At 69.9% G+C, this 24,787-nt stretch carries 22 protein-coding genes; 8 read left to right on the top strand and 14 right to left on the bottom strand.

Annotated features, from left to right (window positions below):
* Positions 1–13: 13 nt before the first annotated feature.
* From ACFV9H_RS23190 to galU, 4 genes are all read right to left on the bottom strand, one after another.
* The gene (locus ACFV9H_RS23190) at positions 14–592 is read right to left on the bottom strand and encodes a molybdenum cofactor biosynthesis protein B (RefSeq protein ID WP_385401313.1); all 579 of its coding nucleotides are present in this window, start codon (positions 590–592) and stop codon (positions 14–16) included.
* On the bottom strand, positions 589–1,068 hold the full coding sequence (gene moaC, locus ACFV9H_RS23195; protein ID WP_030706954.1) for a cyclic pyranopterin monophosphate synthase MoaC: 480 nt from the start codon (positions 1,066–1,068) through the stop codon (positions 589–591). The genes ACFV9H_RS23190 and moaC overlap by 4 nt, the downstream gene beginning before the upstream one ends.
* 73 nt (positions 1,069–1,141) lie before the next feature.
* Complete coding sequence (gene glp, locus ACFV9H_RS23200; protein WP_385401315.1) at positions 1,142–2,497, bottom strand: gephyrin-like molybdotransferase Glp; 1,356 nt, start codon at positions 2,495–2,497, stop codon at positions 1,142–1,144.
* Between the two features lie 4 nt (positions 2,498–2,501).
* Entirely contained in the window at positions 2,502–3,404 is a 903-nt protein-coding gene (gene galU, locus ACFV9H_RS23205; RefSeq protein WP_385401318.1) for a UTP--glucose-1-phosphate uridylyltransferase GalU, read from the bottom strand.
* A 94-nt stretch (positions 3,405–3,498) separates the two neighbouring features.
* Here galU and ACFV9H_RS23210 point away from each other — a divergent pair, with 94 nt between their 5' ends.
* On the top strand, positions 3,499–4,110 hold the full coding sequence (locus tag ACFV9H_RS23210) for a 5-formyltetrahydrofolate cyclo-ligase (protein ID WP_385401320.1): 612 nt from the start codon (positions 3,499–3,501) through the stop codon (positions 4,108–4,110).
* A gap of 13 nt (positions 4,111–4,123) precedes the next feature.
* On the opposite strand, the gene ACFV9H_RS23215 is transcribed toward ACFV9H_RS23210, so the two are convergent.
* Positions 4,124–6,991, bottom strand: coding sequence for a penicillin acylase family protein (locus tag ACFV9H_RS23215; protein ID WP_385401323.1), 2,868 nt, complete (start codon positions 6,989–6,991; stop codon positions 4,124–4,126).
* Positions 6,992–7,278: 287 nt separating this feature from the next.
* Here ACFV9H_RS23215 and ACFV9H_RS23220 point away from each other — a divergent pair, with 287 nt between their 5' ends.
* The 6 genes from ACFV9H_RS23220 to mscL all read left to right on the top strand — a co-directional run bounded on the left by ACFV9H_RS23220 (position 7,279) and on the right by mscL (position 13,120).
* Positions 7,279–8,790 carry a potassium/proton antiporter gene (locus ACFV9H_RS23220; protein ID WP_385401326.1) on the top strand — a complete coding sequence of 504 codons (1,512 nt, stop codon included), beginning with the start codon at positions 7,279–7,281 and terminating at the stop codon, positions 8,788–8,790.
* A 366-nt stretch (positions 8,791–9,156) separates the two neighbouring features.
* Positions 9,157–10,488: an MFS transporter gene (locus ACFV9H_RS23225; RefSeq protein WP_385401328.1), complete on the top strand. Its 1,332-nt coding sequence runs from the start codon at positions 9,157–9,159 to the stop codon at positions 10,486–10,488.
* 67 nt (positions 10,489–10,555) lie between these two features.
* Positions 10,556–10,882, top strand: coding sequence for an FmdB family zinc ribbon protein (locus tag ACFV9H_RS23230; RefSeq protein WP_385401330.1), 327 nt, complete (start codon positions 10,556–10,558; stop codon positions 10,880–10,882).
* Between the two features lie 81 nt (positions 10,883–10,963).
* A complete protein-coding gene (locus tag ACFV9H_RS23235; protein WP_385401333.1) occupies positions 10,964–11,797 on the top strand; it encodes an S-methyl-5'-thioadenosine phosphorylase in 834 nt (277 codons plus the stop codon).
* A 267-nt stretch (positions 11,798–12,064) separates the two neighbouring features.
* Entirely contained in the window at positions 12,065–12,493 is a 429-nt protein-coding gene (locus ACFV9H_RS23240) for a hypothetical protein (protein ID WP_385401336.1), read from the top strand.
* 123 nt (positions 12,494–12,616) lie between these two features.
* Positions 12,617–13,120 (top strand): large conductance mechanosensitive channel protein MscL, encoded by a 504-nt coding sequence (mscL, locus tag ACFV9H_RS23245; RefSeq protein WP_385401338.1) that lies wholly within the window; start codon positions 12,617–12,619, stop codon positions 13,118–13,120.
* A 13-nt stretch (positions 13,121–13,133) separates the two neighbouring features.
* Here the strand turns inward: mscL and ACFV9H_RS23250 are convergent, their stop codons facing one another.
* Positions 13,134–13,340, bottom strand: a complete 207-nt coding sequence (locus tag ACFV9H_RS23250) for a hypothetical protein (protein WP_385401340.1) — start codon at positions 13,338–13,340, stop codon at positions 13,134–13,136.
* 37 nt (positions 13,341–13,377) lie between these two features.
* Positions 13,378–14,805 (bottom strand): NarK family nitrate/nitrite MFS transporter, encoded by a 1,428-nt coding sequence (locus ACFV9H_RS23255; RefSeq protein ID WP_385401343.1) that lies wholly within the window; start codon positions 14,803–14,805, stop codon positions 13,378–13,380.
* A gap of 138 nt (positions 14,806–14,943) precedes the next feature.
* Here ACFV9H_RS23255 and ACFV9H_RS23260 point away from each other — a divergent pair, with 138 nt between their 5' ends.
* Complete coding sequence (locus ACFV9H_RS23260) at positions 14,944–16,158, top strand: RNA-guided endonuclease InsQ/TnpB family protein (protein WP_385401345.1); 1,215 nt, start codon at positions 14,944–14,946, stop codon at positions 16,156–16,158.
* Positions 16,159–16,172: 14 nt separating this feature from the next.
* Here ACFV9H_RS23260 and ACFV9H_RS23265 read toward each other — a convergent pair whose 3' ends face one another.
* From ACFV9H_RS23265 to pflB, 7 genes are all read right to left on the bottom strand, one after another.
* A complete protein-coding gene (locus ACFV9H_RS23265) occupies positions 16,173–16,541 on the bottom strand; it encodes a hypothetical protein (RefSeq protein ID WP_385401347.1) in 369 nt (122 codons plus the stop codon).
* On the bottom strand, positions 16,538–17,203 hold the full coding sequence (locus ACFV9H_RS23270; RefSeq protein WP_385401350.1) for a ubiquinol-cytochrome c reductase iron-sulfur subunit: 666 nt from the start codon (positions 17,201–17,203) through the stop codon (positions 16,538–16,540). Before ACFV9H_RS23270 ends, ACFV9H_RS23265 begins: the two co-directional genes overlap by 4 nt.
* Positions 17,200–17,799, bottom strand: a complete 600-nt coding sequence (locus ACFV9H_RS23275) for a 4Fe-4S dicluster domain-containing protein (protein ID WP_382986913.1) — start codon at positions 17,797–17,799, stop codon at positions 17,200–17,202. Before ACFV9H_RS23275 ends, ACFV9H_RS23270 begins: the two co-directional genes overlap by 4 nt.
* A gap of 6 nt (positions 17,800–17,805) precedes the next feature.
* The gene (locus ACFV9H_RS23280) at positions 17,806–20,124 is read right to left on the bottom strand and encodes a molybdopterin oxidoreductase family protein (RefSeq protein WP_385401352.1); all 2,319 of its coding nucleotides are present in this window, start codon (positions 20,122–20,124) and stop codon (positions 17,806–17,808) included.
* Positions 20,121–21,218, bottom strand: coding sequence for an MFS transporter (locus ACFV9H_RS23285; protein WP_385401355.1), 1,098 nt, complete (start codon positions 21,216–21,218; stop codon positions 20,121–20,123). The genes ACFV9H_RS23280 and ACFV9H_RS23285 overlap by 4 nt, the downstream gene beginning before the upstream one ends.
* A 67-nt stretch (positions 21,219–21,285) precedes the next feature.
* Positions 21,286–22,113 carry a pyruvate formate-lyase-activating protein gene (gene pflA, locus ACFV9H_RS23290; RefSeq protein WP_385401358.1) on the bottom strand — a complete coding sequence of 276 codons (828 nt, stop codon included), beginning with the start codon at positions 22,111–22,113 and terminating at the stop codon, positions 21,286–21,288.
* A gap of 93 nt (positions 22,114–22,206) precedes the next feature.
* Positions 22,207–24,477, bottom strand: coding sequence for a formate C-acetyltransferase (gene pflB, locus ACFV9H_RS23295; protein WP_385401360.1), 2,271 nt, complete (start codon positions 24,475–24,477; stop codon positions 22,207–22,209).
* Positions 24,478–24,787: the final 310 nt, after the last annotated feature.

Here is a 24,787-nt window from a genome sequence, read left to right on the forward strand (position 1 = left end):
CAGGTGGGGCCGTTCAGCTCGCGCTCCCGGAGGATTCCGCCGGTCTGGCGTGGTCGCCGCCGCGGATCTGGTCAACGGCGTGCGGCAGGATCCGGGCCAGGACGGCGAGGCCGTCGCGCACGCCGCCCGTCGAGCCCGGAAGGTTGACGATCAAGGTGTGTCCCGCGACGCCGGCCAGGCCCCGGGACAGCGACGCGGTCGGCACCTTCGCCAGGCCCTCGGCGCGGATGGCCTGCGGGATGCCCGGGATCTCGTAGTCGAGCACCCGCGCGGTGGCGTCGGGGGTGCGGTCGGTGGGCGAGATGCCGGTGCCGCCGGTGGTCAGGATGACGTCGTAGCCCGCGGCCACGCCCTCGCGCAGCGCCCGCTCGACGGGATCGCCGTCCGGGACGACCCGCGGGCCGTCCACCGCGAAGCCGAGCTTCTCCAGCGCCTCGGCGAGCAGCGGGCCGCCCTTGTCGGCGTACACGCCCTGCGAGGCCCGGTTCGAGGCGGTGACGACCAGTGCCCTGCCCGTGGAGGCGGGCGCCGGAGCGGGCCGGGCGTCCGGATGCGTGTGGCTGTGGACCTCGCCGCCGCGCGGGGGGTTCACGAGCGCGCCCAGTCGCCGGACTTGCCGCCGGTCTTCTCCTCCACCCGGACGTCCGTGATGACGGCGCCCTTGTCGACGGCCTTCACCATGTCGATCACGGTGAGCCCGGCGACCGCGACGGCCGTCAGCGCCTCCATCTCGACGCCCGTACGGTCGGTCGTCTTGACGGTGGCGAGGATCTCGACGGCGTCGTCGGCGACCTTCAGGTCGACCTTCACGCCCGAGACCGCCAGCGGGTGGCAGAGCGGGATCAGGTCGGGGGTCTTCTTCGCCCCCATGATCCCGGCGATCCGCGCCGTCGCGAGGGCGTCGCCCTTGGGGACGCCCTCGCCGCGCAGCAACTCGATGACCCGGGGGGAGACGAGTACCCGTCCGCTGGCGCGGGCCGTGCGGGTGGTGACGTCCTTCTCGGAGACGTCGACCATCCGGGCCGCGCCGGCCTCGTCGATGTGGGTCAGCCTGCTCTGGGTACTCATTGCTGTGCCGCTCCGCTCTGGGCCCGGACGGGGCCTGTGTGGTGCGACACACGCTACCCGCACCGGCCCCGGTTCAGCCGAGCAGGACCACTTCCAGGTCGGTCCCGGGCTCCACCGAGGTGACGTCCTCCGGTACGACCATCAGCGAGTCGGCGTGGGCCAGCGCGGCGATCAGGTGGGAGCCCGATCCGCCGACCGGGCTGACCGTGCCGCTCTCCGCGTCGTACTTGCCGCGCAGGAACTGGCGGCGGCCGGCCGGGGAGCCGAGCGCCTTGTCGGCCTTCAGCACCGCCCGCACGCTGGGGCGGCGCACCTCGGACTCCGGCAGGCCCATGAGCGCCCGAATGGCGGGGCGCACGAACAGCTCGAAGGAGACGTACGAGGACACCGGGTTGCCGGGCAGCGCCAGCAGCGGGGTGTGGTCCGGGCCGATCGTGCCGAAGCCCTGCGGCTTGCCGGGCTGCATGGCGAGCTTGCGGAAGTCCATCCGGCCGCCGTCGACGTCCTCGCCGTCCTCGGACTGCCCGACGGACTGCCCGACCGAGGACAGCGCCTCCTTGACCACGTCGTACGCGCCGACGCTGACCCCGCCCGTGGTGACGAGCAGGTCGGCCCGGATCAGCTGGTCCTCGATGGTGGAGCGCAGGGTGTCGGCGTCGTCCGCGACGGCCCCGACCCGGTAGGCGATGGCCCCGGCGTCCCGGGCGGCCGCGGCCAGCGCGAAGCTGTTGGAGTCGTAGATCGTCCCGGCGGCCAGCGCCTCACCCGGCTGGACCAGTTCGCTGCCGGTGGAGAGCACGACCACGCGCGGCCGCGGCCGGACCCGGACGGTGCCGCGTCCGATGGCGGCGAGCAGGGCGATCTGCGGCGGGCCGAGCACCGTGCCCGCGGCCAGCGCGAGGTCCCCGGCCTGTACGTCGCTGCCGCGCGAGCGGACGTGCGCCCGCGCCTCGGCCGCGCGGTGCACCCGCACCTCGCCGGCCGCGCCCTCGGGGGCGGCACTGGCCGGGGTCATCCCGGAGGCCGCGCCGCCGCCCGTGCCGCCGTCGGTCCACTCGACCGGTACGACGGCCTCCGCACCGGGCGGGAGCGGGGCGCCGGTCATGATGCGGGCGGCCTCGCCGGGGCCGACGGTGGGCAGCTCACCGCTGCCCGCCGCGACGTCCCCGACGACCGTCAGCACCGCGGGGAACTCCTCGCTCGCACCCTGGACGTCGACCACCCGGACGGCGTAGCCGTCCATGGAGCTGTTGTCGAAGGGCGGGAGGGCGACGGGCACGGTCACGTCCTCGACCAGGACACAGCCCTGGGCGTCCAGCAGCTGGAGCTCGATGGGCTCCAGCGGACGGATGGCGGCGAGGACGTCCGCGAGGTGCTCGTCCACGGACCACAGACGGTGGCCGGTCTCCTGCGGTGCGGAACTGCTCAAGGCCCTACATCTCCTCCGTGACGTAACGGTGAAGCCAGGTGCGGAACTCCGGGCCCAGGTCCTCGCGCTCGCACGCGAGACGGACGATGGCCCGCAGGTAGTCGCCGCGGTCCCCGGTGTCGTAACGGCGACCCCGGAAGATCACGCCGTGCACCGGACCACCGACGGTCTCGTCGGCGGCCAGCTTCTGCAGGGCGTCGGTGAGCTGGATCTCCCCACCGCGGCCCGGCTCGGTCTCCCGCAGTATGTCGAAGATCGCGGGGTTGAGGACGTAGCGGCCGATCACCGCGTAATTGCTGGGGGCGTCCGCGGGGTCCGGCTTCTCGACGAGTCCGGTGATCCGGACCACGTCCTCCTCGTCGGTGGCCTCGACGGCGGCGCAGCCGTAGAGGTGCACGTTGGCCGGGTCCACCTCCATGAGCGCGATGACGGTGCCGCCGGTGCGGGCGTATATGTCGGACATCTGGCGCAGCAGCGGGTCGCGCGGGTCGATGAGGTCGTCGCCGAGGAGGACGGCGAAGGGCTCGCGGCCGACGTGCGGCTCGGCGCACAGCACGGCGTGACCCAGGCCTCGCGGGTCGCCCTGGCGGACGTAGTGCATGGTGGCCAGGTCGCTGGACTCCTGGACCTTCTTCAGCCGGTCGTCGTCGCCCTTGGCGATGAGAGCCGACTCCAGCTCGTAGTTCCGGTCGAAGTGGTCTTCCAGGGCACGCTTGTTACGCCCAGTGATCATGAGGACGTCGTCGAGGCCGGCGCCGACCGCCTCCTCGACCACGTACTGGATGGCCGGCTTGTCCACAACCGGGAGCATTTCCTTCGGGGTCGCCTTGGTCGCCGGAAGGAAGCGAGTACCGAGGCCCGCGGCCGGGATCACGGCCTTCTTGATCACGGGGTGCAACATAGTCATGCCCAGAACGATAGTGGGTCCCACCGAACGCTCGACTAGATCGCGGTAGGAACATCCGCTTATGTCCCCATTCCCAAGGAAATTCGCTTTCGCTGTGAATGAGAACCCGCACGCCGCCCCGATCAAGGCCGAACTGCGCCGAGAACTCCTCGCCGCCCGCCGCGCCTTGTCCCCCGACGCCTCCCGCGCGGCGGCCGCCGCGCTCGCCGTCCGGGCCCTGGAACTGCCCGAACTGGCCGACGCGCGCACGGTGGCCGCGTACGTCTCCGTCGGCACGGAACCGGGCACCCGCGAGCTGCTCGATGCGCTGCGCGCCGCCGGCAAGCGGGTCCTGCTGCCCCTGCTGCTGCCCGACAACGATCTCGACTGGGCGGCGTACGAGGGCCCGGCGAGCCTCGCCGAGGCCGCGCACCCCGGGAAGATGCGGCTGCTGGAGCCGACCGGCCCGGCGCTCGGGCCGGACGCGGTGACCGGCGCCGACGCCGTGCTGCTGCCCGGACTCGCGGTGGACGGGCGCGGCATGCGGCTCGGCCGCGGCGGAGGCTCGTACGACCGCGTACTGGAGCGGCTGGAGCGCGCGGGGGCGCATCCCGCGCTGGTGGTGCTCCTCTACGACGACGAGGTGGTCGCGCGGGTCCCGGAGGAACCGCACGACCACCCCGTGCAGGCGGTGGCCACCCCTTCCGGAGTGATCCGCTTTTCGTAGTCGAGGGCTAGGGCTAAGGCTTGAGGGTCAGGGTGTCGACCGTCGCCTTGTCCACGGCCTCCTTGCCGAAGGGCCACTCCAGCAGCTCGCCCTTGGCCCACATCGTCGTCTGGTCGGTGTAGTTGGAGTGGTACGTGTGCCCCGAGGCGCCCGTCAGGTTGATCCAGCGGGACTTGTCGAGGTCGTTGAGGTTCACGACCATCCGCATCGACGGCACCCAGGTGACCCCGTACCCGCTGGAGGCGTTCCAGCCGGTCGCGTTGACGGTGGCCTCGCCGCCGCCCAGGTTCCAGGGGCCCCGGTTGAGGACCCACTGCATGAAGCCGGGGCCCTCGGTGCCGATCGTCTGGTTCTTCAGCGTCAGCTGGTGCAACCGGCCCCAGCTCCAGGTGGACTGGTCCTTGCCGAGCTTGGCGGTCAGCTCCCAGCGGGCGTCTTCCATGGCCCGTGCGAACAGTTCGTCGCGGGTGGTGGTCGCCGGCACGGTCAGGTTCTTCTTGGGCGCGGCCCACCAGGGCGACTTCTCGTCCTTGACGAGGCGGCGGACCACCTCGAACCAGCGGTCGCCGCCGTCCGGCTGCGCCGAGTCACTGCCGCGCATGCCGCATTCGCGGACCACTTCGGCCAGGTCGTCGTTGGGACCGCTGGTCTGGTCGTGGACGTTCATGCAGCTGCCCTCGACGCGCAGCTCCTTCGGCATCTTGTCGCCGAAGGCCAGCTTGAGGATGTTGCGCCAGACCGCGTTGAAGTAGGCCGCGGCCGCCGAGTCGGGCTCCTGGGTGTAGTTCCAGCCCTCCAGCAGCTTCTGCGCGGAGCGCACGTCCGGGTCCTTGACCTCGATCTTGGCGAGCATCGGGGTGAGCAGCGCGGCGATCTCGCTGCTGTTGTCCATCTGCATCGCGCGCATGTCGTCGGTCGAGATCTTGCCGCTGTCCTTGATCTTCGCCTCGATGAGGTCGTTGATCCGCTGGCTGCGGGCGCCGTAGCCCCAGTCGGTGGTCAGCAGGTTCGGGTACTTGCCGGCGCCGGTGCCGCCCTCCACGACCGCCTGGTTGGCGGTGACGATGAAGCCGCGCGAGGGGTTGAGGTCCCAGGGCAGTTCGTTCTGCGGGATCCAGCCGGTGGTGCTGCCCGGGGTGCCCTTCCAGGCGTACTTGGAGTCCCAGCCGGGGGCGGGCAGGCGGCCGTCGCCCGCGCCGCGCACGGGGATCCGGCCCGGGGCCTGGTAGCCGATGTTGCCCCCGTTGGGGCCCTTGTTGTCGGCGTAGATCAGGTTCTGGGAGGGGACCTCGAAGTCGGCGGCCGCCTTGCGGAACTCGTCGAACGTCTTGGCCTTGTCCAGCTTGAAGACCGCGTCCATGGACTTGCCCGGGTCGAGGGCGGTCCAGCGCAGGGCGACCGCGTAGCCGGGACCGCGGTCGGGGGCCGAGGAGGCGACGGGGGCGCGGCCGCCGACCGTGCCGAGCTCGTCGCTGCGGTCGGAGATCAGCGGACCGTTGTTGGTGATGCGGACGGTGATCTTCTTGCTCTTCTCCCCCGCGATCTTGATCTCTTCTTCGCGGGTGGTGAAGGGGAGCACCCTGTTGTCGTAGAGGTAGCCCTCGGGCTTGACCTGCTCCAGGTAGAGGTCGGTGACGTCGGCCCCGAGGTTGGTCATGCCCCAGGCGATGTCGGTGTTGTGGCCGATGACCACGCCGGGCATGCCGGAGAAGGTGTAGCCGGCCACGTCGTACTGGCACTGGGCCGAGACGGCGCGGCAGTGCAGGCCCATCTGGTACCAGACCGAGGGGAGCTGCGGGGAGAGGTGCGGGTCGTTCGCGAGGAGCGGCTTGCCGGTGGTGGTGTAGCGGCCCGAGACGACCCAGGAGTTCGAGCCGATGCCGCTGCCGTTGGGGCCGAGGATCGCGGGGATCTGGTCCAGGGTCTTGGCGAGGGATGTCATCTGGGTGCGCAGGCCGACGGTCGCGCCCTGGGCGGTGGCATTGCCGGCGAGGCCGGTGCCGGTGGCGGTGCCGGTGCTCACGTTCGTGCCGGTACCCGTACCGGTGCCGGTTCCGGTGCCGGTGCCGGTTCCGGTGCCGGTGGAGCCCTGCGAGCCGGAGCCGGAGCCCGGGGTCCCCTGCGGCGCGTACTTGCCGCCCTCCACCTTGCCGCCCTCGACGATCGGTCGGTTCCGGTCGAAGGGGTACGGCGGGTAGAGCTCGTCGACCTGCGCCTGCGAGAGCGTGCTCGACATCAGCGCGCGGTCGATCTCGTCCTGCATGTTGCCGCGCAGGTCCCAGGCCATCGCCTTGAGCCAGGCCACCGAGTCCACCGGCGACCACTGCTCGGGCCGGTAGTCGTCACTGAGCTTGAGGGCGGCGTGCTCGACGGAGAGGTCCTTGCCGGACTTCCCCTTCAGGTACGCGTTGACCCCGTCGGCGTAGGCCTGGAGGTGCTTCTTCGTCTCCGCCGAGAGCTTCTTGTCGTACTCCTCCTGCGCGACCTGGCGCCAGCCCAGCGTGCGCAGGAAGGCGTCGGTCTCGACCTGGCCGGAGCCGAACATCTCCGAGAGTCGCCCGGAGGTCATGTGACGGCGTACGTCCATCTCCCAGAAACGGTCCTGGGCGTGGACGAAGCCCTGCGCGCGGAAGAGGTCGTCGTCGTTGTCGGCGTAGAGCTGCGGGATGCCGTGGGCATCGCGCTTGACGTCGACGGTTCCGGTCAGGCCCGGAACCTTGAGGGAGCCGGTCGTCTGGGGGAACGAGGCGCGCAGGCTGTCCACACCCCAGTACGCCCCGCAGCCGAGGCCCGCGAAGAGCGCCAGGACCAGGACGAGCACGATCAGACGGGCGCGTCGTCCCTTCTTCTTGACGGGAGGAGCGGTTTCGTTGGCGGGCATCGCTGTCCTTAGAGGGGCAGGGTGGTCCTGGCAGTGCTGGGAGCAACCATAGGCGCAGCACCGGCTCCGGTGATCCGCCAGGGGTCCAGGTGCTGAGGACAAGGGCGAACACACGTTTCACAATGTGGTTAGCGCGTAAAGAGAACGTCAAAGATTAGGTAAGGTAACGAACTACTTGCCGAACCTGCCCCGGGAGGAGCGTCCCGCCCGCTCCCCCGTGCGCTTCGAGGAAGGGTCGCCCGCTGACTGTCCACACGCTCAATGAGCTTCTGCTGGTCTGCTCGCTCGTGCTGCTCATCGCCGTCGCGGCGGTGCGCATCTCTTCACGCAGCGGCCTCCCCAGCCTGCTCATCTACCTCGGCATAGGCATCGCGATAGGCCAGGACGGCATAGGCAACGTCGTATTCGACAACGCCGAGCTGACGCAGGTCATCGGCTATGCCGCACTCGTCGTGATCCTCGCCGAGGGTGGTCTGGGCACCAAGTGGAAAGAGATCAAGCCGGCCCTGCCGGCCGCGATCGTGCTGTCGCTGGTGGGCGTCGCGGTCAGCGTGGGCGTCACCGCGGCCGGGGCGCACTACCTGGTCGGGCTGGAATGGCGCCAAGCCCTGCTGATCGGCGCGGTCGTCTCCTCGACCGACGCCGCGGCCGTCTTCTCCGTACTGCGCAAGGTCCCGCTCCCCTCCCGGATCACGGGTGTCCTGGAGGCCGAGTCCGGCTTCAACGACGCGCCCGTCGTGATCCTGGTCGTGGCCTTCGCGACCGTCGGCCCGGTGGACCAGTGGTACGTCCTGCTCGGCAAGATCGGGCTCGAACTGCTCATCGGCGCCGCGATCGGCCTGACCGTCGGCTTCCTCGGCGCCTACGGACTGCGGCACGTGGCACTGCCCGCCTCGGGCCTCTACCCGATCGCCGTGATGGCCATCGCCGTGGTGGCGTACGCGGCCGGCGCGCTGGCGCACGGCTCCGGCTTCCTCGCCGTCTACCTGGCGGCCATGGTGCTCGGCAACGCGAAGCTGCCGCACTGGCCGGCGACGCGGGGGTTCGCGGACGGGCTCGGCTGGATCGCCCAGATCGGCATGTTCGTCCTGCTCGGCCTGCTGGTCACCCCGCACGAGCTGGTCCACGACTTCTGGCCGGCCGTGATCATCGGGCTGGTGCTCACGATGGTGGCGCGGCCGCTGGAGGTCTTCGTCAGCCTGCTGCCCTTCCGCATTCCGTGGCGGGAGCAGGCCCTGATGTCGTGGGCCGGCCTGCGCGGAGCGGTCCCCATCATCCTGGCGACCATCCCGATGGTGTCCGGGATCGAGGGCAGCGACCGCGTCTTCAACATCGTCTTCGTGCTGGTCGTCGTATACACCCTGGTCCAGGGGCCGACCTTGCCCTGGCTGGCGCGCAAGCTGCGGCTCGGGGACACCGACGAGGGCGCCTCCGACCTCGGCATCGAATCGGCCCCGCTGGAGAAGCTGCGCGGACACCTGCTCTCCTTCGCGATCCCGCCCGCCTCGCGGATGCACGGGGTCGAGGTGAGCGAGCTGCGGCTGCCGCCTGGGGCCTCGGTCACGCTGGTGGTCCGGGACGCGAAGAGCTTCGTACCCCTTCCGTCGACCGTGCTGCGGCGCGGGGACGAGCTGCTGGTCGTGGCCACGGATCCGGTACGGGACGCGGCCGAGGCGCGGCTGCGGGCGGTGGCCCGGGGCGGCAAGCTCGCGGGGTGGCTGGGGACGGGCAACGGAAACGGGAACGGGTCGGGCGGCGGGGCCGGCGGCGGGTCGGGGCGCGGTGTCACCCAGCGTTAGAGCGTCACTCTAATTCAACATCTTCGATGGATTCTGCCCGGATTCATCCCTGTTTCCATGCTTCCTGAATGCGAAATTCCAGTTAATCGCAGGTGAAGACACGGCCTGTCGTCGTAATCACAGGGCGTGGTGGCGACCTTCCCTGTATGATGAAGGCACAACAAATCGAACCAACTCTGCCTGACGCAGAGCTGGCGCGACCGCAAAGCGGCCGTGGCACCCTCCCGCAGTGGGCGCCCAGGTATCACTCGGTTCTGCGCAAGAGGACAGCTCTCGGGGCTCCCACATGTACGGGTGCGGCCGCTCACAAGGCGAAGCACCGTCCGCAGACGGGGACGCTCTACCAGGCAGCGGAAAGGCAAGGCCGTGACATCCGCGGTCACGACCGACAAGTCCGCCCGCCCCGGCTACGGGCAGCTCCTGCGCACGCCCGGCGCCCTCAGCTTCCTGCTCCCCGGCTTCGCCGCCCGGCAGCCCTTCGCGATGCTGACGATCAGCATCGTCCTGCTCGTCCAGCACACCACCGGCTCCTTCGGCAGCGCCGGCATCGTCGCCGCCGTCACCGGCGTCTCCATGGCCCTGTTCGCCCCGCAGATGGGCAAGCTGGCCGACCGGATCGGCCAGAGCCGCGTCCTGGTGCCGGTCGTCCTCGCGCACGCCGCCGCCGTCGGCGCCCTGACCGCGCTCGCCCTGCTCGGCGCCCCGCTGTGGGCGCTCGCGCTGGCCGCGATCCCCGCCGGTGCCTCCGTCCCGCAGGTCGGGCCCATGGTCCGGTCCCGCTGGGCCGCCAAGCTGGAGGGCTCCCCGCTGCTGCCGACCGCGGCCGCCTTCGAGTCCGTCACCGACGAGTTCACCTTCGTGGTGGGCCCGGTGCTGGCGACCTTCCTGTGCACCGCGATCCACCCGTCGGCCGGCCTCATCACCGAGGCCACGCTGACGATCGTCGGCGGTCTGCTCTTCGCCGCCCAGCGCGGCACCCAGCCCAAGCCGGTCGCCCGCGCCGCCAACGGCGAGAAGCACGCCTCCGCCCTGTCCTTCCCGGGCCTGCGCGTCCTGATCGTCGCCTTCATCGGCATCGGCGCCGTCTTCGGCGGCATGCAGGTCTCGCTCGCCGCCTTCTCCGAGGAGATCGGCAACCCGGGCGCCAACGGCCTCCTGTACGGCGTCTTCGCGGCCGGCAACATGATCGCCGGTATCGCCATGGGTGCCATCGCCTGGAAGATCGGCCCGCGCCGCCGCCTGATCCTTGGCTACATCGGCCTCACCGCCGCCGCCTCGGTCCTGTGGGCCGCGAACTCGGCGATCCTGCTGGGCGCGCTCGGCCTGGTCGTCGGCCTGTGCATCGCCCCGGCGCTGATCACCGGCTACACGATGATCGAGCAGCTGGTCCCGGCCGCCTCCCGCACCGAGGCCTTCACCTGGCTCACCGGAGCGGTCGCCTTCGGGCAGGCCGGCGCCGTGACCCTGGCCGGCCGCCTGACGGACGCGCACGGGTCCTCGTACGGCTTCCTGGTGCCCATGGCGGCCACCGCGCTCGCGCTGCTCACCCTGCTGGCGCTGCGCGGGAAGCTGGCCCCGAAGGCCCCGAGCCGGATCGTGAACTCGTCCACGGCCGCCGGCTCCGCCACCTCGAAGGTGGTCCGGAACACGGTGAACGAGCGTGGGATGGGTCACCGCGTGCCGGTGACGGTGGACTGATCCGCCGGAATACGTCACCATGGAGCGTCGTTAGCACTCATTGAGTCAGAGTGCCAGGAGGAAATTCGTGCCGACCTACCAGTACCAGTGCACCGAGTGCGGTGAGGGCCTTGAGGCCGTGCAGAAGTTCACCGATGACGCACTGACCGTGTGCCCGAGCTGCGACGGACGCCTGAAGAAGGTGTTCTCCGCGGTCGGCATCGTCTTCAAGGGCTCCGGTTTCTACCGGAACGACAGCCGTGGTGCCTCGTCGAGCAGCTCCCCTGCCTCGAAGTCGTCCTCGTCGTCGACTGCGTCGTCCACGACGTCCACCGCTGCCGCCGCCCCCGCCGCTTCGTCCTCCTCGACGTCGTCGAGCTCGGGCAGCAGCGCCGGCTCCACCTCGGCGGCCTGAGCCGTCCGATCGCCTTTCCCAAGGCCCCGCAGCCCTTCCCGGGCGGCGGGGCCTTCGGCATGCCCGGTTAGGGTGGTCGGCATGGCGAACGCAGAGATCGGTGTCATCGGCGGCTCGGGCTTCTACTCCTTCCTGGAGGACGTCTCCGAGATACAGGTGGACACCCCGTACGGGCCCCCGAGCGACTCCCTCTACGTCGGCGAGCTGGGCGGCCGCACCGTGGCCTTCCTGCCGCGGCACGGGCGCACCCACACCGTCCCGCCGCACAAGATCAACTACCGGGCCAACCTGTGGGCCCTGCGTTCGGTCGGCGTCCGCCAGGTGCTCGGCCCCTGCGCCGTCGGCGGTCTGCGGCCCGAGTACGGACCGGGCACGCTCCTCGTTCCGGACCAGCTGGTCGACCGTACGAAGTCCCGCGCGCAGACCTTCTTCGACGGGGAGCCGCTGCCCGACGGCAGCGTCCCCAACGTCGTGCACACCACGTTCGCCGACCCCTACTGCCCGGTGGGCCGGTCCGTCGCGCTCGCCTCGGCCCGCGAACAGGGCTGGGACGCGGTGGACGGCGGCACCATGGTCGTCATCGAGGGCCCCCGCTTCTCGACCCGCGCCGAGTCGCGCTGGCACGCCGCGGCGGGCTGGTCGGTGGTCGGCATGACGGGCCACCCCGAGGCGGTCCTGGCCCGTGAGCTGGGGCTCTGCTACACCTCGATGGCCCTGGTCACGGACCTGGACGCGGGCGCCGAGACGGGCGAGGGCGTGTCCCACACCGAGGTCCTGAAGGTGTTCGGCCAGAACGTGGACCGCCTGCGCAAGGTCCTCTTCGACGCGGTGGCCGCCCTCCCGGCGACGGAGTCCCGCGACTGCCTGTGCACGCACGCCCACGACGGCTGGGACCTGGGCATCGAGCTGCCGTAGGTGACGGGCCCCGGGCCCACCGGGGCCACGTGTGGGTGACGGAGTTGTCCACACGGCGGGGACTGTCCACAGGCCGGAGCGGGATTCCGCGGGAGGCCGGATCGTGAGGGGTGTCCGGGCGCAGGATCCGGGCACGACGACCGACTCGGCTTGGCGGTGTTCCTCATGTCCTTCCCCATGTCCCGTACTTCTTCGACCACTTCCGCGACCCGTTCTTCTTCCACGTGTCCCCCCGCGCGCACGGTCCCGCCGTTCCCCCCGCTTCGCGTGGGGCGGGGCGGGGACCGGCTGCGCAGGGTCCTGCGACGTCGACGGCGGGCCGCCGCGGCCGGGCTGGCCGTCGCGGCCGCGGCCCTGGCGGCGGGCGGGACGGAGGCACAGGCCTCGCGGGGTGCCGCACCGGAGCGGGTGAAGGCACCGCCGGCGGCGGTGCGGATGGTGTCCGCCCCGGTGCGCATCGCGGACGCGGCGACGGTGCGGCTGCTGCGGCCCGGGGACCGGGTCGACGTGGTGGCGGCGGAGCGCGCCGGACCGCCCAGGGTGGTGGCGGCGGGGGCTCGGGTTGCCGAAGTACCCGATCCCGATCAGGGTGTTGGGGACGGTGGGGCACTGGTGGTCCTGTCCGTGCCCCGGGGCACCGCACGGGATCTCGTGGGGGCGGGCTCCGTGGCCCGGCTGGCGGTGACGTTGTGCTGATTCGCACTGACGCCCAGTCAAGTCGCCTCACGGGGGGAGTCGATTGGACACGCCGGGCCCGGACTGCCGTAGCTTTCGGAACCGTTGGCTCCGTGTTCGGCAGATTCGAAGAAAGGCTCAGTGGTGAGCGAGAAGAAGGACAGCGTGCTGGCGGGCTTCAAGGCCTTCCTGATGCGCGGCAACGTGGTCGACCTCGCGGTCGCCGTGGTGATCGGCGCCGCGTTCACGAACATCGTGAACTCGGTGGTCAAGGGCATCATCAGCCCGGTGATCGGCGCGATCGGCACGCAGAGCCTGGACGGCTACAAGACGTGCATCAAGAACCCTTGCGAGATGGGCCCGAACGGTCAGCCGACGGGTGTCGAGATCCTCTGGGGCTCGGTGCTGAACGCCGCGCTGACCTTCCTGATCACCGCGGCGGTCGTCTACTTCCTGATGGTCCTGCCCATGGCGAAGTACCTCGCCAAGGTGGAGCAGCGCCGCAAGGCCAGGGAAGGCGTCCAGGAGACCATGGAGATCACCGAGCTGGAGGTCCTCAAGGAGATCCGCGACACGCTGGTCGCCCAGCGGGGCGCGAGCGGCGTCAACGGCGTCGACGCCGCTGCGAGGTCGCGCGACGCGCACTGACCGGTCCGCCGGCTCAGATGTGGTGCGGGGGCTTCTCGTCGAGGAAGCGGGCCAGGTCGGCCGCGCTTCCGCCGGCGGGCGGCCGCTCGCCCCAGCCTCGGTCGGTGTCGTCCGAGGACTGCTGGTCCAGGGGGTCGTCGAAGATCAGCTTGGGCTTCGGCTTGGGCTCCGGCCGCGCGGCGGGCTCGGGCTGCGGGTCGGGGGCGGCGGAGGTGCTCATGCCTCCAGGGTACGGCCGCCCCCTGCGCCCGCCCCGCTCAGCTGGGGGCTTCGGCGCCCTTGCGGGCGTAGAACCACCAGCAGACCGCCAGGCACGTGGCATAGAAGCCGATGAACATCCACAGTGCGCTGGTGACGGCCACCGCGGCGAACATCGCGGGGATGAAGAAGAAGCCGTAGGCGGCGATGGCGGAGGAGAAACCGGTGACGGCGCCCGCCTCCATCTCCGACTGCTTCAGAGCCGCGGCCTGCGCCTCCGCTCCCTTGCCCTCGGCCTCGCGCATGTGCTGGTCCCGGAAGATCACCGGGATCTGCCGGAAGGTCGAGCCGTTGCCGAGGCCGGAGAAGGCGAAGGCCACCAGGAAGCCGATGAAGAAGGCCCAGAAGTCGCCCTGGTCTCCCGCGTGGGGCAGCGCGAAGATCACCACGACCAGGGCCGCGGCCATCCCGACGAACGACAGCATCGTGACCCTGGCGCCGCCGAGCCTGTCGGAGAGCCAGCCGCCCGCCCAGCGCATGATCGCGCCGACGAAGGGGCCGATCCAGGCATAGGTGGTGGCCTGGTAACCCTGCACCTCGAAGTTGTTCTTGATCAGGAGGGGCAGGCCGGCCGCGAAGCCGATGAAGGACCCGAAGGTGCCGACGTAGAGCCAGGTCATCAGCCAGTTGTGCTTGCGCTTGAAGATGATCTTCTGCTGGCTGAAGGGGGCGGCGGCCACCTTGAGGTCGTTCATCATGAACCAGGCGAGCAACGCCATGATCACCAGCAGCGGCACCCACAGGAAAGCGCCGTTCTGCAGCCAGATGTCGGTGTTCTTCTTCGCGTCGTGCTGCGGGCCGCCCGCCGGGGCGCCCAGCACGGCGGCGGTGACCACCAGCGGAGCCACCAGCTGGACCACGCTCACGCCGAGGTTGCCGAGGCCGCCGTTGAGGCCGTTGGCACTGCCCTTCTCCCGCTTGGGGAAGAAGAAGCCGATGTTCGCCATGGAGGAGGCGAAGTTCGCACCGCCGATGCCGCAGACGGCCGCGATCAACGCCAACTCCCCATACGGAGTGCCGGTGTCCTGGAGCGCGAAGCCGAGCCACAGCATCGGCACGACCAGGACGAGGGTGCTGAAGGCGGTGAACTTCCGCTCGCCGAAGATCGGCCCGATGAAGGTGTAGAGGATCCGGAAGGTGCCTCCGGTGATCCCGGGAATGGCGGTCAGCCAGAACAGCTGCGACTTGGAGAAGCCGAAGCCGACGTCGTTCAGCTTGACGACGGTGACCGACCAGACCTGCCAGACCACGAATCCCAGCATCAGCGCGGGGATCGAGATCCAGAGGTTGCGCTGGGCGACCTTGCGCCCCTTGGACTGCCAGAAACCGTCGTCCTCGGGCCGCCAGTCGCCGATGGTGGCGCCGGGCCTGTAGCTCTCCGCGCGGTGCGAGCGCACCGTGGACGGGGTGGGCGTGGGTATCGACATGGTCATCCCAATCCTTGCGACGACCCCAGGGTTTCAACCAGGGGAAACGCAACCGTGACTCGAAGTCTTGCAGTGCCACTGTGTGATGTTGTGACCTGCGCTTGTGTTCGGATCGCGACCACCCTTAGCGTCCGAAAGGTGAAGGCTTCTCCCGTGAAGCGGGCGTTTAAGTACCGCTTCTATCCGACCGATGCGCAGGCAGCTGAGCTGGCGCGGACGTTCGGGTGCGTGCGGAAGGTCTACAATCTGGCCCTTGCCGCGCGTGCCGAGGCGTGGACGGCCCGTCGGGAGCGGGTGGGCTACGGGCAGACATCGGCGATGCTCACGGCGTGGAAGCAGACACAAGAGCTGGCCTACTTGGCCGAGGTGTCCTGCGTGCCGTTGCAACAGGCTCTCAGGCATCTGCAGGCCGCGTTCGTCGGGTTCTGGGGCAAGCGGTCGCAGTACCCCCGCTTCAAATCGAAGCGGAGGTCCCGGGCCTCGGCCGAGTACACACGCAGTGCGTTCCGCTACACCGACGGCCAACTGACGCTCGCGAAGATGGCTGAGCCGTTGGACATCGTGTGGTCGCGTCCACTGACCACAGGCGTGGCACCGTCGACAGTCACGGTCTCCCGCGACTGTGCGGGCCGTTGGTTCGTTTCCCTGCTCTGCGAGGACCACCTGTCTCCGATGCCCACCGCCACGGCAGCGGTCGGGATCGATGCCGGGCTGAGTGCCCTGGTCACCCTCTCCACTGGGGAAAAGATCCCCAACCCAAAGCACGAGCGCGAGGACCGCGACAGGCTGGCGCGTGCACAGCGGGCGCTGGCCCGCAAGGAGAAGGGAAGCAACAACCGGTCCAAGGCCCGCGTCCGCGTGGCGAGGATCCACGCCCGAATCACAGACCGCCGCAGGGATCATCTGCACAAGCTGACGACTCGACTCGTGCGCGAAAACCAAACGCTCGTGATCGAGGACCTCACCGTCCGCAACATGCTCAAGAACCACAAACTCGCCCGCGCCATCACCGACGCGGCATGGCGAGACCTGCGGCGGATGCTGGAGTACAAGACATCCTGGTACGGGCGCGAGCTGATCACCATCGACCGATGGTTCCCCAGCTCCAAATTGTGCTCGACCTGCGGGGCAATCGCCGACAGCATGCCCCTGAACGTCCGCGAGTGGACGTGTGAAAACTGCGGGACGACCCACGATCGGGACGCGAACGCAGCCGTGAATCTCCTGGTCGCCGGGCTGGCGGCTGCTGCCTGTGGAGCGGGCGTAAGACCTCAACGAGAGTTCTCCTCTCGGTCGGGGCAGTCCGTGGTGAAGCAGGAAACCTCACCCGCGAGGGTGGGACTCCACTCCTAGGGGAGTGGAGGATGTCAACGGTCCTTCGGGTCGAGGAGCCACAGTCCGATCACGACCAGGAAGGACAGGATCAGGAATCCCGCCCCCCACCAGGCCGTTCCGGTGTTGCCCTTCATCCACTCGTTGACGGTCACGGTCAGCGCCCAGAGCTGGCCGATGACCACGGTCAGGGCCAAGGCCAGACGGGCGTTGAGCTTCGAGGACCGCTCCGGTTCCTGCTCGGTGCCGGCACCCGGGCCGGGGCCCGTGGTGCGGATCCGCGGGTCTCCGTACCCGCTGGTGGAGCGGATCTGCGGATACCTCTCGTGCACCGGCCGGTTCAGGCGGGGTTGGGCACTGCCCGGGTGGTATTCGGGCCGGGGAGGCAGCGGTGTATCGCTCATGCTCGCCTCGTCTCGGTCGCGGCGGCGCGATCCGCTCCCGGGCAGCCCAGTCGGAGCGACATCTCGGGGCTGGAATCGCCGAACTGCCGGCAGAGGGCGTCCTTGGCCGGCTCTCCCGACCGCGCGGTTCCGATGGCCCAGACACTGCCGTCGTCCTGCTCGGTCAGGAAGATCCTGGGGAGCGGGCGCGGTGGCGGGCCCGCGGTCACCTCGCCCGTGCGGGCGTCGAAGACGCCCTCGTGGCAAGGGCAGTACAGCTCCCCGTCGGCGCCCCGGTCCTCGCGCCACAGCACGGCGCAGGCCAGGTGGGTGCAGACGGCCGAGTAGCCGACGAGGGAGCCGTCGGCCAGCCGGACGGCGACGGCCCGGTCCTCGTCGCCGGGGAAGCGGAAGGCCACGGACTGGCCGGGCGCCAGCTCGTCGGTGACCTTCTTGGCCTCGGGCAACTTCTCGCTGTCGCCGTGCCGGTGCAGGATGCCGGCGGCGACGCCGACACCGCCGACGGCCAGACCACCGGAGACGGTGGCGACGATCCGCAGGTAATCGCGGCGGGTGGTGAGGGAGTCGGCGCTGATCCGGTCGCGCAACTGCTCGGCGGCGGCGTCCCCGTCCGGGCCCGGGCCCGGGGTGGAGGCCGGCGGGGGCTGCTCGGTGAGGCTCATCGGACGTCCACTCCATTGATCTCTACGACTGGCAGCCCGCCGGGGACGGGCCACTGGACCTTGTCGGCGGGGACGACCATCGCCACGCCGGTGCTGACCACGACGTCGCCGAAGGCGAAGGAATCGGCGACCTGCACGCCGGGGCGCTCGGCCTGGAGCTCTTCGAGGGTTCCGTAGAAGAGGGCGCCGGTGGGGCAGACGGTGGCGCACATGGGGGCCAGGCCGTAGGCGGTGCGGTCGTAGCAGAGGTTGCACTTCATCTGCAGCTTCGCCTGGAGGTCGATCTTCGGGACGCCGAAGGGGCAGGCGTTGACGCAGTTGGCGCAGCCGATGCAGCGGGTGGTGTCGGCCTGCTGGACCACTCCGTCGGCGGTGACCAGGATCGCGTCGGCGGGGCAGACCTCGGCGCAGGGCGCGACCGGGTCCTCGCAGTGCATGCAGACGGTGGGAAGGGAGGCGACGGACATGCCGGGGTCGGTGTAGTCCAGGTGGATCATCGACTTGCCGCGGTGGGAGTCGCATTCGCGGCAGGCGGAGACGCAGGCCTGGCAGCCGATGCAGCGACCCGGGTCGATGAAGATCGTGCGGCCCATCATGGCGGGTCAGCTCCTCTCCGCCGTGCCACGGCCCTGCGGGGACGTGGGCGGCAGGGGGTCGGTGCGGGAGACCTGGGTCTCCGGATAGGCCTCGCGGCCCGGGGCCGTGGGCGGCGCGGGCACCTCGGCGACCCGTTCGCCGGCCTCGATCCGGGCGGCGCACACCTTGTACTCGGGGATCTTCGAGCGGGGGTCGAGGGCGTCGATGGTCAGGGCGTTCGCGGCCGTCGGGACGGGCCAGTGGTACGGGATGAAGACGGTGTCCGGCCGGATCGCCTCGGTGACCAGGGCCGGGAAGACCTCGCTGCCGCGGCGGGTGATCACCCTGACCGGGTCGCCGTTGCGGAAGCCGTGCGAGGGGTGGACCTCCACCCAGGGGCGCGGGGTCTGCTCGACGAGGGCGCCCAGGCGGCGGGTCTGGTTGCCGGAGAGGAAGTGCGCGACGGTACGGCCGGTGGTGAGGGAGAGGGGGAACTCCTCGGTGTACGGGTCCATCGGCGGGTGCCATTCGACGACCTGCATGTGGACCTTCCCGTCGGGGTGGAAGGTCTTGCCGCCTTCGAACAGCCGGGGGGTGCCCGGGTGCTCGGTGGTGGGGCAGGGCCAGGCGATGCCGCCGGTCTCCTCCAGGCGTTCGTAGGTGATGCCGTAGTAGTCGTTGACGGTGCCGGCGGAGGCGATGCGGAGCTCCTCGAACACCTCGCGGGAGCCGGCGAAGTCGAACTTGTCGCCGACGCCGAGCCGCTTGGCGAGTTCGCACATCACCCAGGTGTCGGTGCGCACTCCGGCGGGCGGATCCTGCGCCTTGTTGTGCTTGACGACGCGGGCCTCGGTGTTGGCCATGACGCCTTCGTCCTCGGCCCAGACGGTGACGGGGAAGACCACGTGCGCGTTGGTCGCGGTCTCGGAGAGGAAGAAGTCGAACTGGGCGTGGAATTCGAGGCTGTCGTAGCCCTTCTTGACCGCCCCGTAGTTGGGGAGCGAGACGAACGGGTTGTTGCAGATGCCGATGAGACCGCGGATCTCGCTCCGCTGCATCTGCCAGACCATCTCCATCATGGAGGTGCCGGCGGGCGGGAGTTCGGACTCCTCGATGCCCCAGATCCGGCAGATCTGGCGGCGGTGCTCCTCGTTCATGATGGAGCGGCCGCCGGGCAGCAGGTCGGCCTTCTGGCCGTGTTCGCGGCCTCCCTGGCCGTTGCCCTGGCCGGTGATGGTGCCGTAGCCGGCGCCGGGCTTGCCGAGGTTCCCGGTGGCCACGCACAGGTTGATGATGGACAGGCAGTTCTCGACGCCCTGCGAGTGGTGCTCGACCCCCCGCGCGTGGAAGGCCATGGCCTTGGCGGCGCGGCCGAACATCCGGGCCACCTGGACGATCTGCTCCTCGGGGACGTCGCAGATCGCGGCGGAGCGGGCGGGCGGGTAGTCCTTGACGGTCTTCTTGACCTCGTCCCAGCCGGTGGTGTGGGCGGCGAGGTAGGCCTCGTCGGTCAGCTCCTCGGCGATGACCACGTGCAGGACGGCGTTGAAGAAGGCCGAGTCGGTGCCGGGCTTGAGGGCGACGTGGACGTCGGCGGTGCGGGCGATGGCCGTCTCGCGCGGGTCGACCACGATCAGCGAGGCGCCGCGGTCGCGGGCGCCCCACACGTACTGGGTCATCACCGGGAAGCACTCGCCCACGTTCGACCCGGCGATCAGCAGGCAGTCGGTGAGGAGGATGTCGGAGAAGGGGTTGGCGGCCCGGTCGATGCCGAAGGCCAGCTTGTTGGCGCCGGCGGCACTGACCATGCACAGGCGGCCGTTGTAGTCGACGTGCCGGGTCTTGAGGGCGACCCGGCCGAACTTGCCGACCAGGTAGGTCTTCTCCGAGTAGAGACTGGCGCCGCCGAGCAGGCCGAATGCGTCGTTTCCGTGGGCGCCCTGGATGCGGCGGATCTCGGAGACGGTGAAGTCGAGGGCCTCCTCCCAGGAGGCCTCCTTGAACTCCTCGTCCCGGGAGCGGCGCATCAACGGGCTCGTCAGCCGGTCGGGGTGGTTGACCTGCTGGTAGGCGTTGATGCCCTTGGGACAGAGCCGCATCCGGTTGATGTCGTGGTTGCGGGGCTCGACTCCGAAGACCTTGCCGCCCTTGTCCACGCGCAGGTACATGCCGCACTGCACGCCGCAGAAGCAGCAGTGGGTGGGGACGAGGGTCTCGCCGTTCTGGTCGGCGTGCCACTGGTCTGCGGGGATGCCGCCGGCGTCGCGGAAGTTGCGGGTGCCGGGCGGCGCGATGGACGGGTCGATGGGCAGCGTGGCCCTCTGGGCGGGGTCCGTCGCGGTCACTTGAAGCCCTTCTTGACGTGGTTCAGGTAGGCGCTGCCGCGCAGGACCCGCTTGCAGCGCGGGCAGTATTCGACGAAGGCGTTGAAGTCGAGCTTCAGGTCCTGCATGGTGCCGCGCAGGTTCTCCACGTACGGGGTGGTGTCGATGGGCTCCCCGCAGCGTTTGCAGGCGAAGACCTGCTCGTCCTGCCGGGCCGTGTACTTGAACAGCTGCATGCCGACGGCGGCGGGGCGTTGGACGATGTGGAAGAACTTCCCGAACGGGATGTAGATGAGGGTGAACACCACCGACACCATGTGCAGGATGGCCAGGAACTGATAGCCGCCGCCGTGCAGGAAGATCGACGAGAAGGTCAGCAGCAGCCCGGTCACCGAGATCACGATCAGGCAGATCAGCGGCAGCAGGTCGTAGGCGAAGCGCTGCCCGGTGATGGCGCCGCGGTCCTTCATCCGGCGCCACAGGAAGTACGAGGCACCGGGGATGACGAGGACGGCGGCGATGTCCAAGCCGTGGAACATCAGCCAGCCCAGGATGTTCAGCGAGTCGAAGCCGAGGACCTTGATTCCCCAGATCCGCATCTCGTAGCCCGGTCCGGATCCGCTGCCCGAGGTGAAGGTGAACCAGCCCCAGGTCAGCGGGAAGGTGATGAGCGCCGCCAGGATGCAGCCCCAGAAGATGAGCTGGTGGGCGGCCCAGCGGGCGCGGGAGCGGGCGCCGAGGAACTTCTGGAAGCCGAGGTAGGTGGCGATCATCTTCGGCAGCGCGGTGGGCGCCTTGCGGAAGTTCTCGGCCGAGAAGAAGCTGCCGAACCCCTTCTTGAAGAGGCGGCGCGCGCCGGGCGCGGAAACCCACACCGTGTACCGGTAGGCCACGCCGAAGGCGAGGAACACGGTGGCCACGGCGTAAGGCAGCAGCGCCGAGTCGAAATCGCGCAGGAGTCGGCTGCCGAGCACGATCGCGATGACGAGCAGCAGCGATACGACGATGCCGGCCAGGGTGGCCCGTGCGGTGACGGGTTTCCTGACCGGCGGTGGGCTCTGGGGCGCCTCGGCTGGTGGCGGGGCTTCGTCGAGTACTTCGGTGGGCTCGGACACAGCACCACGCTAAGTGGTCTGTACCGTTTCAGCCCGTTATGCCGTACTGATGATTAGGCCGAACGGGTCAGACTGCCTTCAGTCCCCGAGCGGCGAAGATCGCCTTGGCCTCGGCCACCTGCTCCGGCGTGGGCGACGGGGTGTCGTGCAGGGTGAACTTCATGTCCAGCGCCTGCCACTTGCTCTCCCCCAGCTTGTGGAAGGGCAGGACGTCGACCCGCGAGACGTTGCCGAGGGTGCCGGCGAAGGCGGCGACGCCCTCGACGTTCTCGCGCGCGTCGGTGAGCCCGGGTACCAGCACGAACCGCAGGTGCACCTCCTTGCCGAGGTCCGCGAGGCGGCGGGCGAAGTCCAGGGTCGGCTCCAGGGGGCGGCCGGTGACCCTCTTGTACGTCTCGCGGTCCCAGGACTTGATGTCGAGCAGGACCAGGTCCACGTCGCGCAGCAGCGCGTCGGTGGCGCGGGCCCCCAGGAAGCCCGAGGTGTCGAGGGCGGTGTGCAGGCCGAGGTCGTTCTTCATGCGGTGCAGCAGCTCGCCCGCGAAGACGGGCTGGAGCAGCGGCTCACCGCCGGAGATGGTGGCCCCGCCGCCCGAGGCGGAGATGAACCGCGTGTACTTGCGGGCCTCGGCGATGACGTCGTCGGCCGAGGTGCGCTTGCCGCTCCGCATCCGCATGGTGTCGGGGTTGTGGCAGTACAGGCAGGTCAGCGGGCAGCCGGAGAGGAAGGTCACGAACCGGGTCCCGGGGCCGTCCACGCCGGTGGAGAGGTCCCAGGAGTGCACGGAACCCTCGCTGGGCCGCTGCGTCGCGGCGGCGGCCGGGGTCTGTCCGGCGCTGACGGCGACGGCCGCGGCGGGGCCGACGGGAAGGCTCGTACCGAAGAGGACGGTCATGGCAGGTGCTCCAGACGTGATCCGGTGTCCGATGGGGTCGCGCGGTCCCGGGGGTGGGTGAGGGCCCGGCCCCCCGGGCCGCGCGATGGACGCTCAGAGCGAGCCGTGGAAGGTGCGGTTCAGCACGTCGAGCTGCTGGTCCCGCGTGAGGCGGACGAAGTTCACCGCGTAGCCGCTGACGCGGATGGTCAGCTGCGGGTAGTTCTCCGGGTGCTCCATGGCGTCCATGAGCGTGTCGCGGTTCAGCACGTTCACGTTCATGTGGAAGCCGTCACTGGCCATGTAGCCGTCGAGCACGCCCGCCAGGTTCTTGATCCGCTCCTCGGGGGTGCGGCCCAGGCCGTCGGGGGTGACGGTGTTGGTCAGCGAGATGCCGTCCTCGGCGTCCTCGTACGGGAGCTTGGCGACCGACAGCGCCGAGGTGACGTAGCCATGGGTGTCGCGACCGTTCATCGGGTTGGCGCCCGGGGAGAACGGCTCGCCGGCGCGGCGTCCGTCCGGGGTGTTGCCGGTCTTCTTGCCGTAGACCACGTTCGAGGTGATCGTCAGGACGGACTGGGTGTGCTCGGCGTTCCGGTACGTCGGGTGCTTGCGCACCTTCTTCATGAACTCCTCGACCAGCCACACGGCGATGTCGTCGACGCGGTCGTCGTTGTTTCCGTACGCCGGGTAGTCGCCCTCTACGCGATAGTCGGTGGCCAGCCCGGTCTCATCGCGGACGACACCGACCTTGGCGTGCTTGATCGCGGACAGCGAGTCGGCGGCGACCGAGAGGCCGGCGATGCCGCAGGCCATGGTGCGGCGCACGTCGCGGTCGTGGAGAGCCATCTCGATGCGCTCGTAGGCGTACTTGTCGTGCATGTAGTGGATGACGTTGAGGGCGTGGACGTAGGTGTCGGCGAGCCATTCCATCTGCTCGTCGAACTTGGCCATGACCTCGTCGTAGTCCAGCACGTCGGCCGTGATGGCGCCGGTGGACGGGCCGACCTGGACACCCGACTTCTCGTCGCGGCCGCCGTTGATCGCGTAGAGGAGGGTCTTGGCGAGGTTCACGCGGGCGCCGAAGAACTGCATCTGCTTGCCGACCGGCATCGCCGAGACGCAGCACGCGATGGCGGTGTCGTCGCCGAAGCGCGGACGCATCAGCTCGTCGGACTCGTACTGCACCGAGGAGGTGTCGATCGAGACGCGCGCGCAGAACTCCTTGAAGCCCTGCGGCAGCCGCGGCGACCAGAAGACCGTCATGTTCGGCTCGGGGGCCGGGCCGAGGTTGTAGAGGGTCTGGAGGTAGCGGAAGGAGGACTTGGTGACCAGCGGGCGGCCGTCCTCGCCCATGCCGGCGATCGACTCGGTGACCCAGGTCGGGTCGCCGGAGAACAGCTCGTCGTACTCCGGGGTCCGCAGGAAGCGGACGATGCGGAGCTTGATGATGAAGTCGTCGACGAGCTCCTGGGCCTGCTCCTCGGTGAGGAGGCCGGCCTCCATGTCGCGCTGGAGGTAGACGTCGATGAAGGTGGAGGTGCGGCCGAGCGACATGGCCGCGCCGTTCTGCTCCTTCACGGCGGCCAGGTAGGCGAAGTACAGCCACTGGATGGCCTCGCGGCCGGTGCCGGCCGGGCCGGAGATGTCGTGACCGTAGGAGGCGGCCATCGCCTTGAGCTCGGCGAGCGCGCGGATCTGCTCGGAGAGCTCCTCGCGCAGGCGGATCGTCTCCTCCAGCGAACGGTTGCCGGCCGGGAGGGAGTTCAACTCCTCCTTCTCCTCCTTCTTGAAGGAGATCAGGCGGTCGACGCCGTAGAGGGCAACGCGGCGGTAATCGCCGATGATGCGGCCGCGGCCGTAGGCGTCCGGCAGGCCGGTCACGACGCCGGCCTTGCGGGCGGCCCGGATGTCGGGGGTGTATGCGTCGAAGACACCGGCGTTGTGGGTCTTGCGGTACTCCGTGAAGACCTTCTCCAGCTCCTCGGAGACCGGGTAGCCGTAGGTCTCCAGGGCGCCGGCGACCATGCGCCAGCCGCCGTACGGCATGATCGAGCGCTTGAGCGGGGCGTCCGTCTGGAGGCCGACGATCAGGTCCTTGTCGCGGTCGATCCAGCCGGGGGCGTGCGCGGTGATCGACGACGGGATGTCGTACGCGACGTCGTAGACGCCCTTCTCGCGCTCCTCCGGGAACTTGTCCGTGATCGCCTTCCACACGGCGGTGGTGCGCTCGGTGGGACCGGCGAGGAAGGTGTCGTCGCCGTCGTACGGCGTGTAGTTCTGCTGGATGAAGTCGCGGACGTCGATGGCGTCGCGCCACAGCCCGCCCCTGAAGCCCTCCCAGGCCTCGCCGTTCTTCGTGGTCTCCGCAGGGGTGACAGTCATCGCCCGCACCTTCCCAGTCGCGTCATTGCCTGTATCCATTGCACGCCGTTTGATCGATCATTTGCCGCCGCGTTGGTCCTGATCTGGAGCCCGAAGGTCCCGCCGCCTGCCGCCCGGCGGGCACCCATACCCTCCCGACCTGGCCTTTCGCGCGGGCCGAAGGTCCATCGTGCGCTTGTGAAAGCGTTCACAAATTCTGGCGCGGGGTTCCGGTGCGGGGATCCGGTGCGGGGCTCGTCCACGCCGCCGCTGCGGGGGCTCCGCCCCCGAGCCCCCGCGCCTCAAACGCCGGCGGGGCTGAGTTTTCAGC

The sequence above is a fragment of the Streptomyces sp. NPDC059874 genome, from assembly GCF_042731135.1.
In the GTDB taxonomy this organism is placed as follows: domain Bacteria; phylum Actinomycetota; class Actinomycetes; order Streptomycetales; family Streptomycetaceae; genus Streptomyces.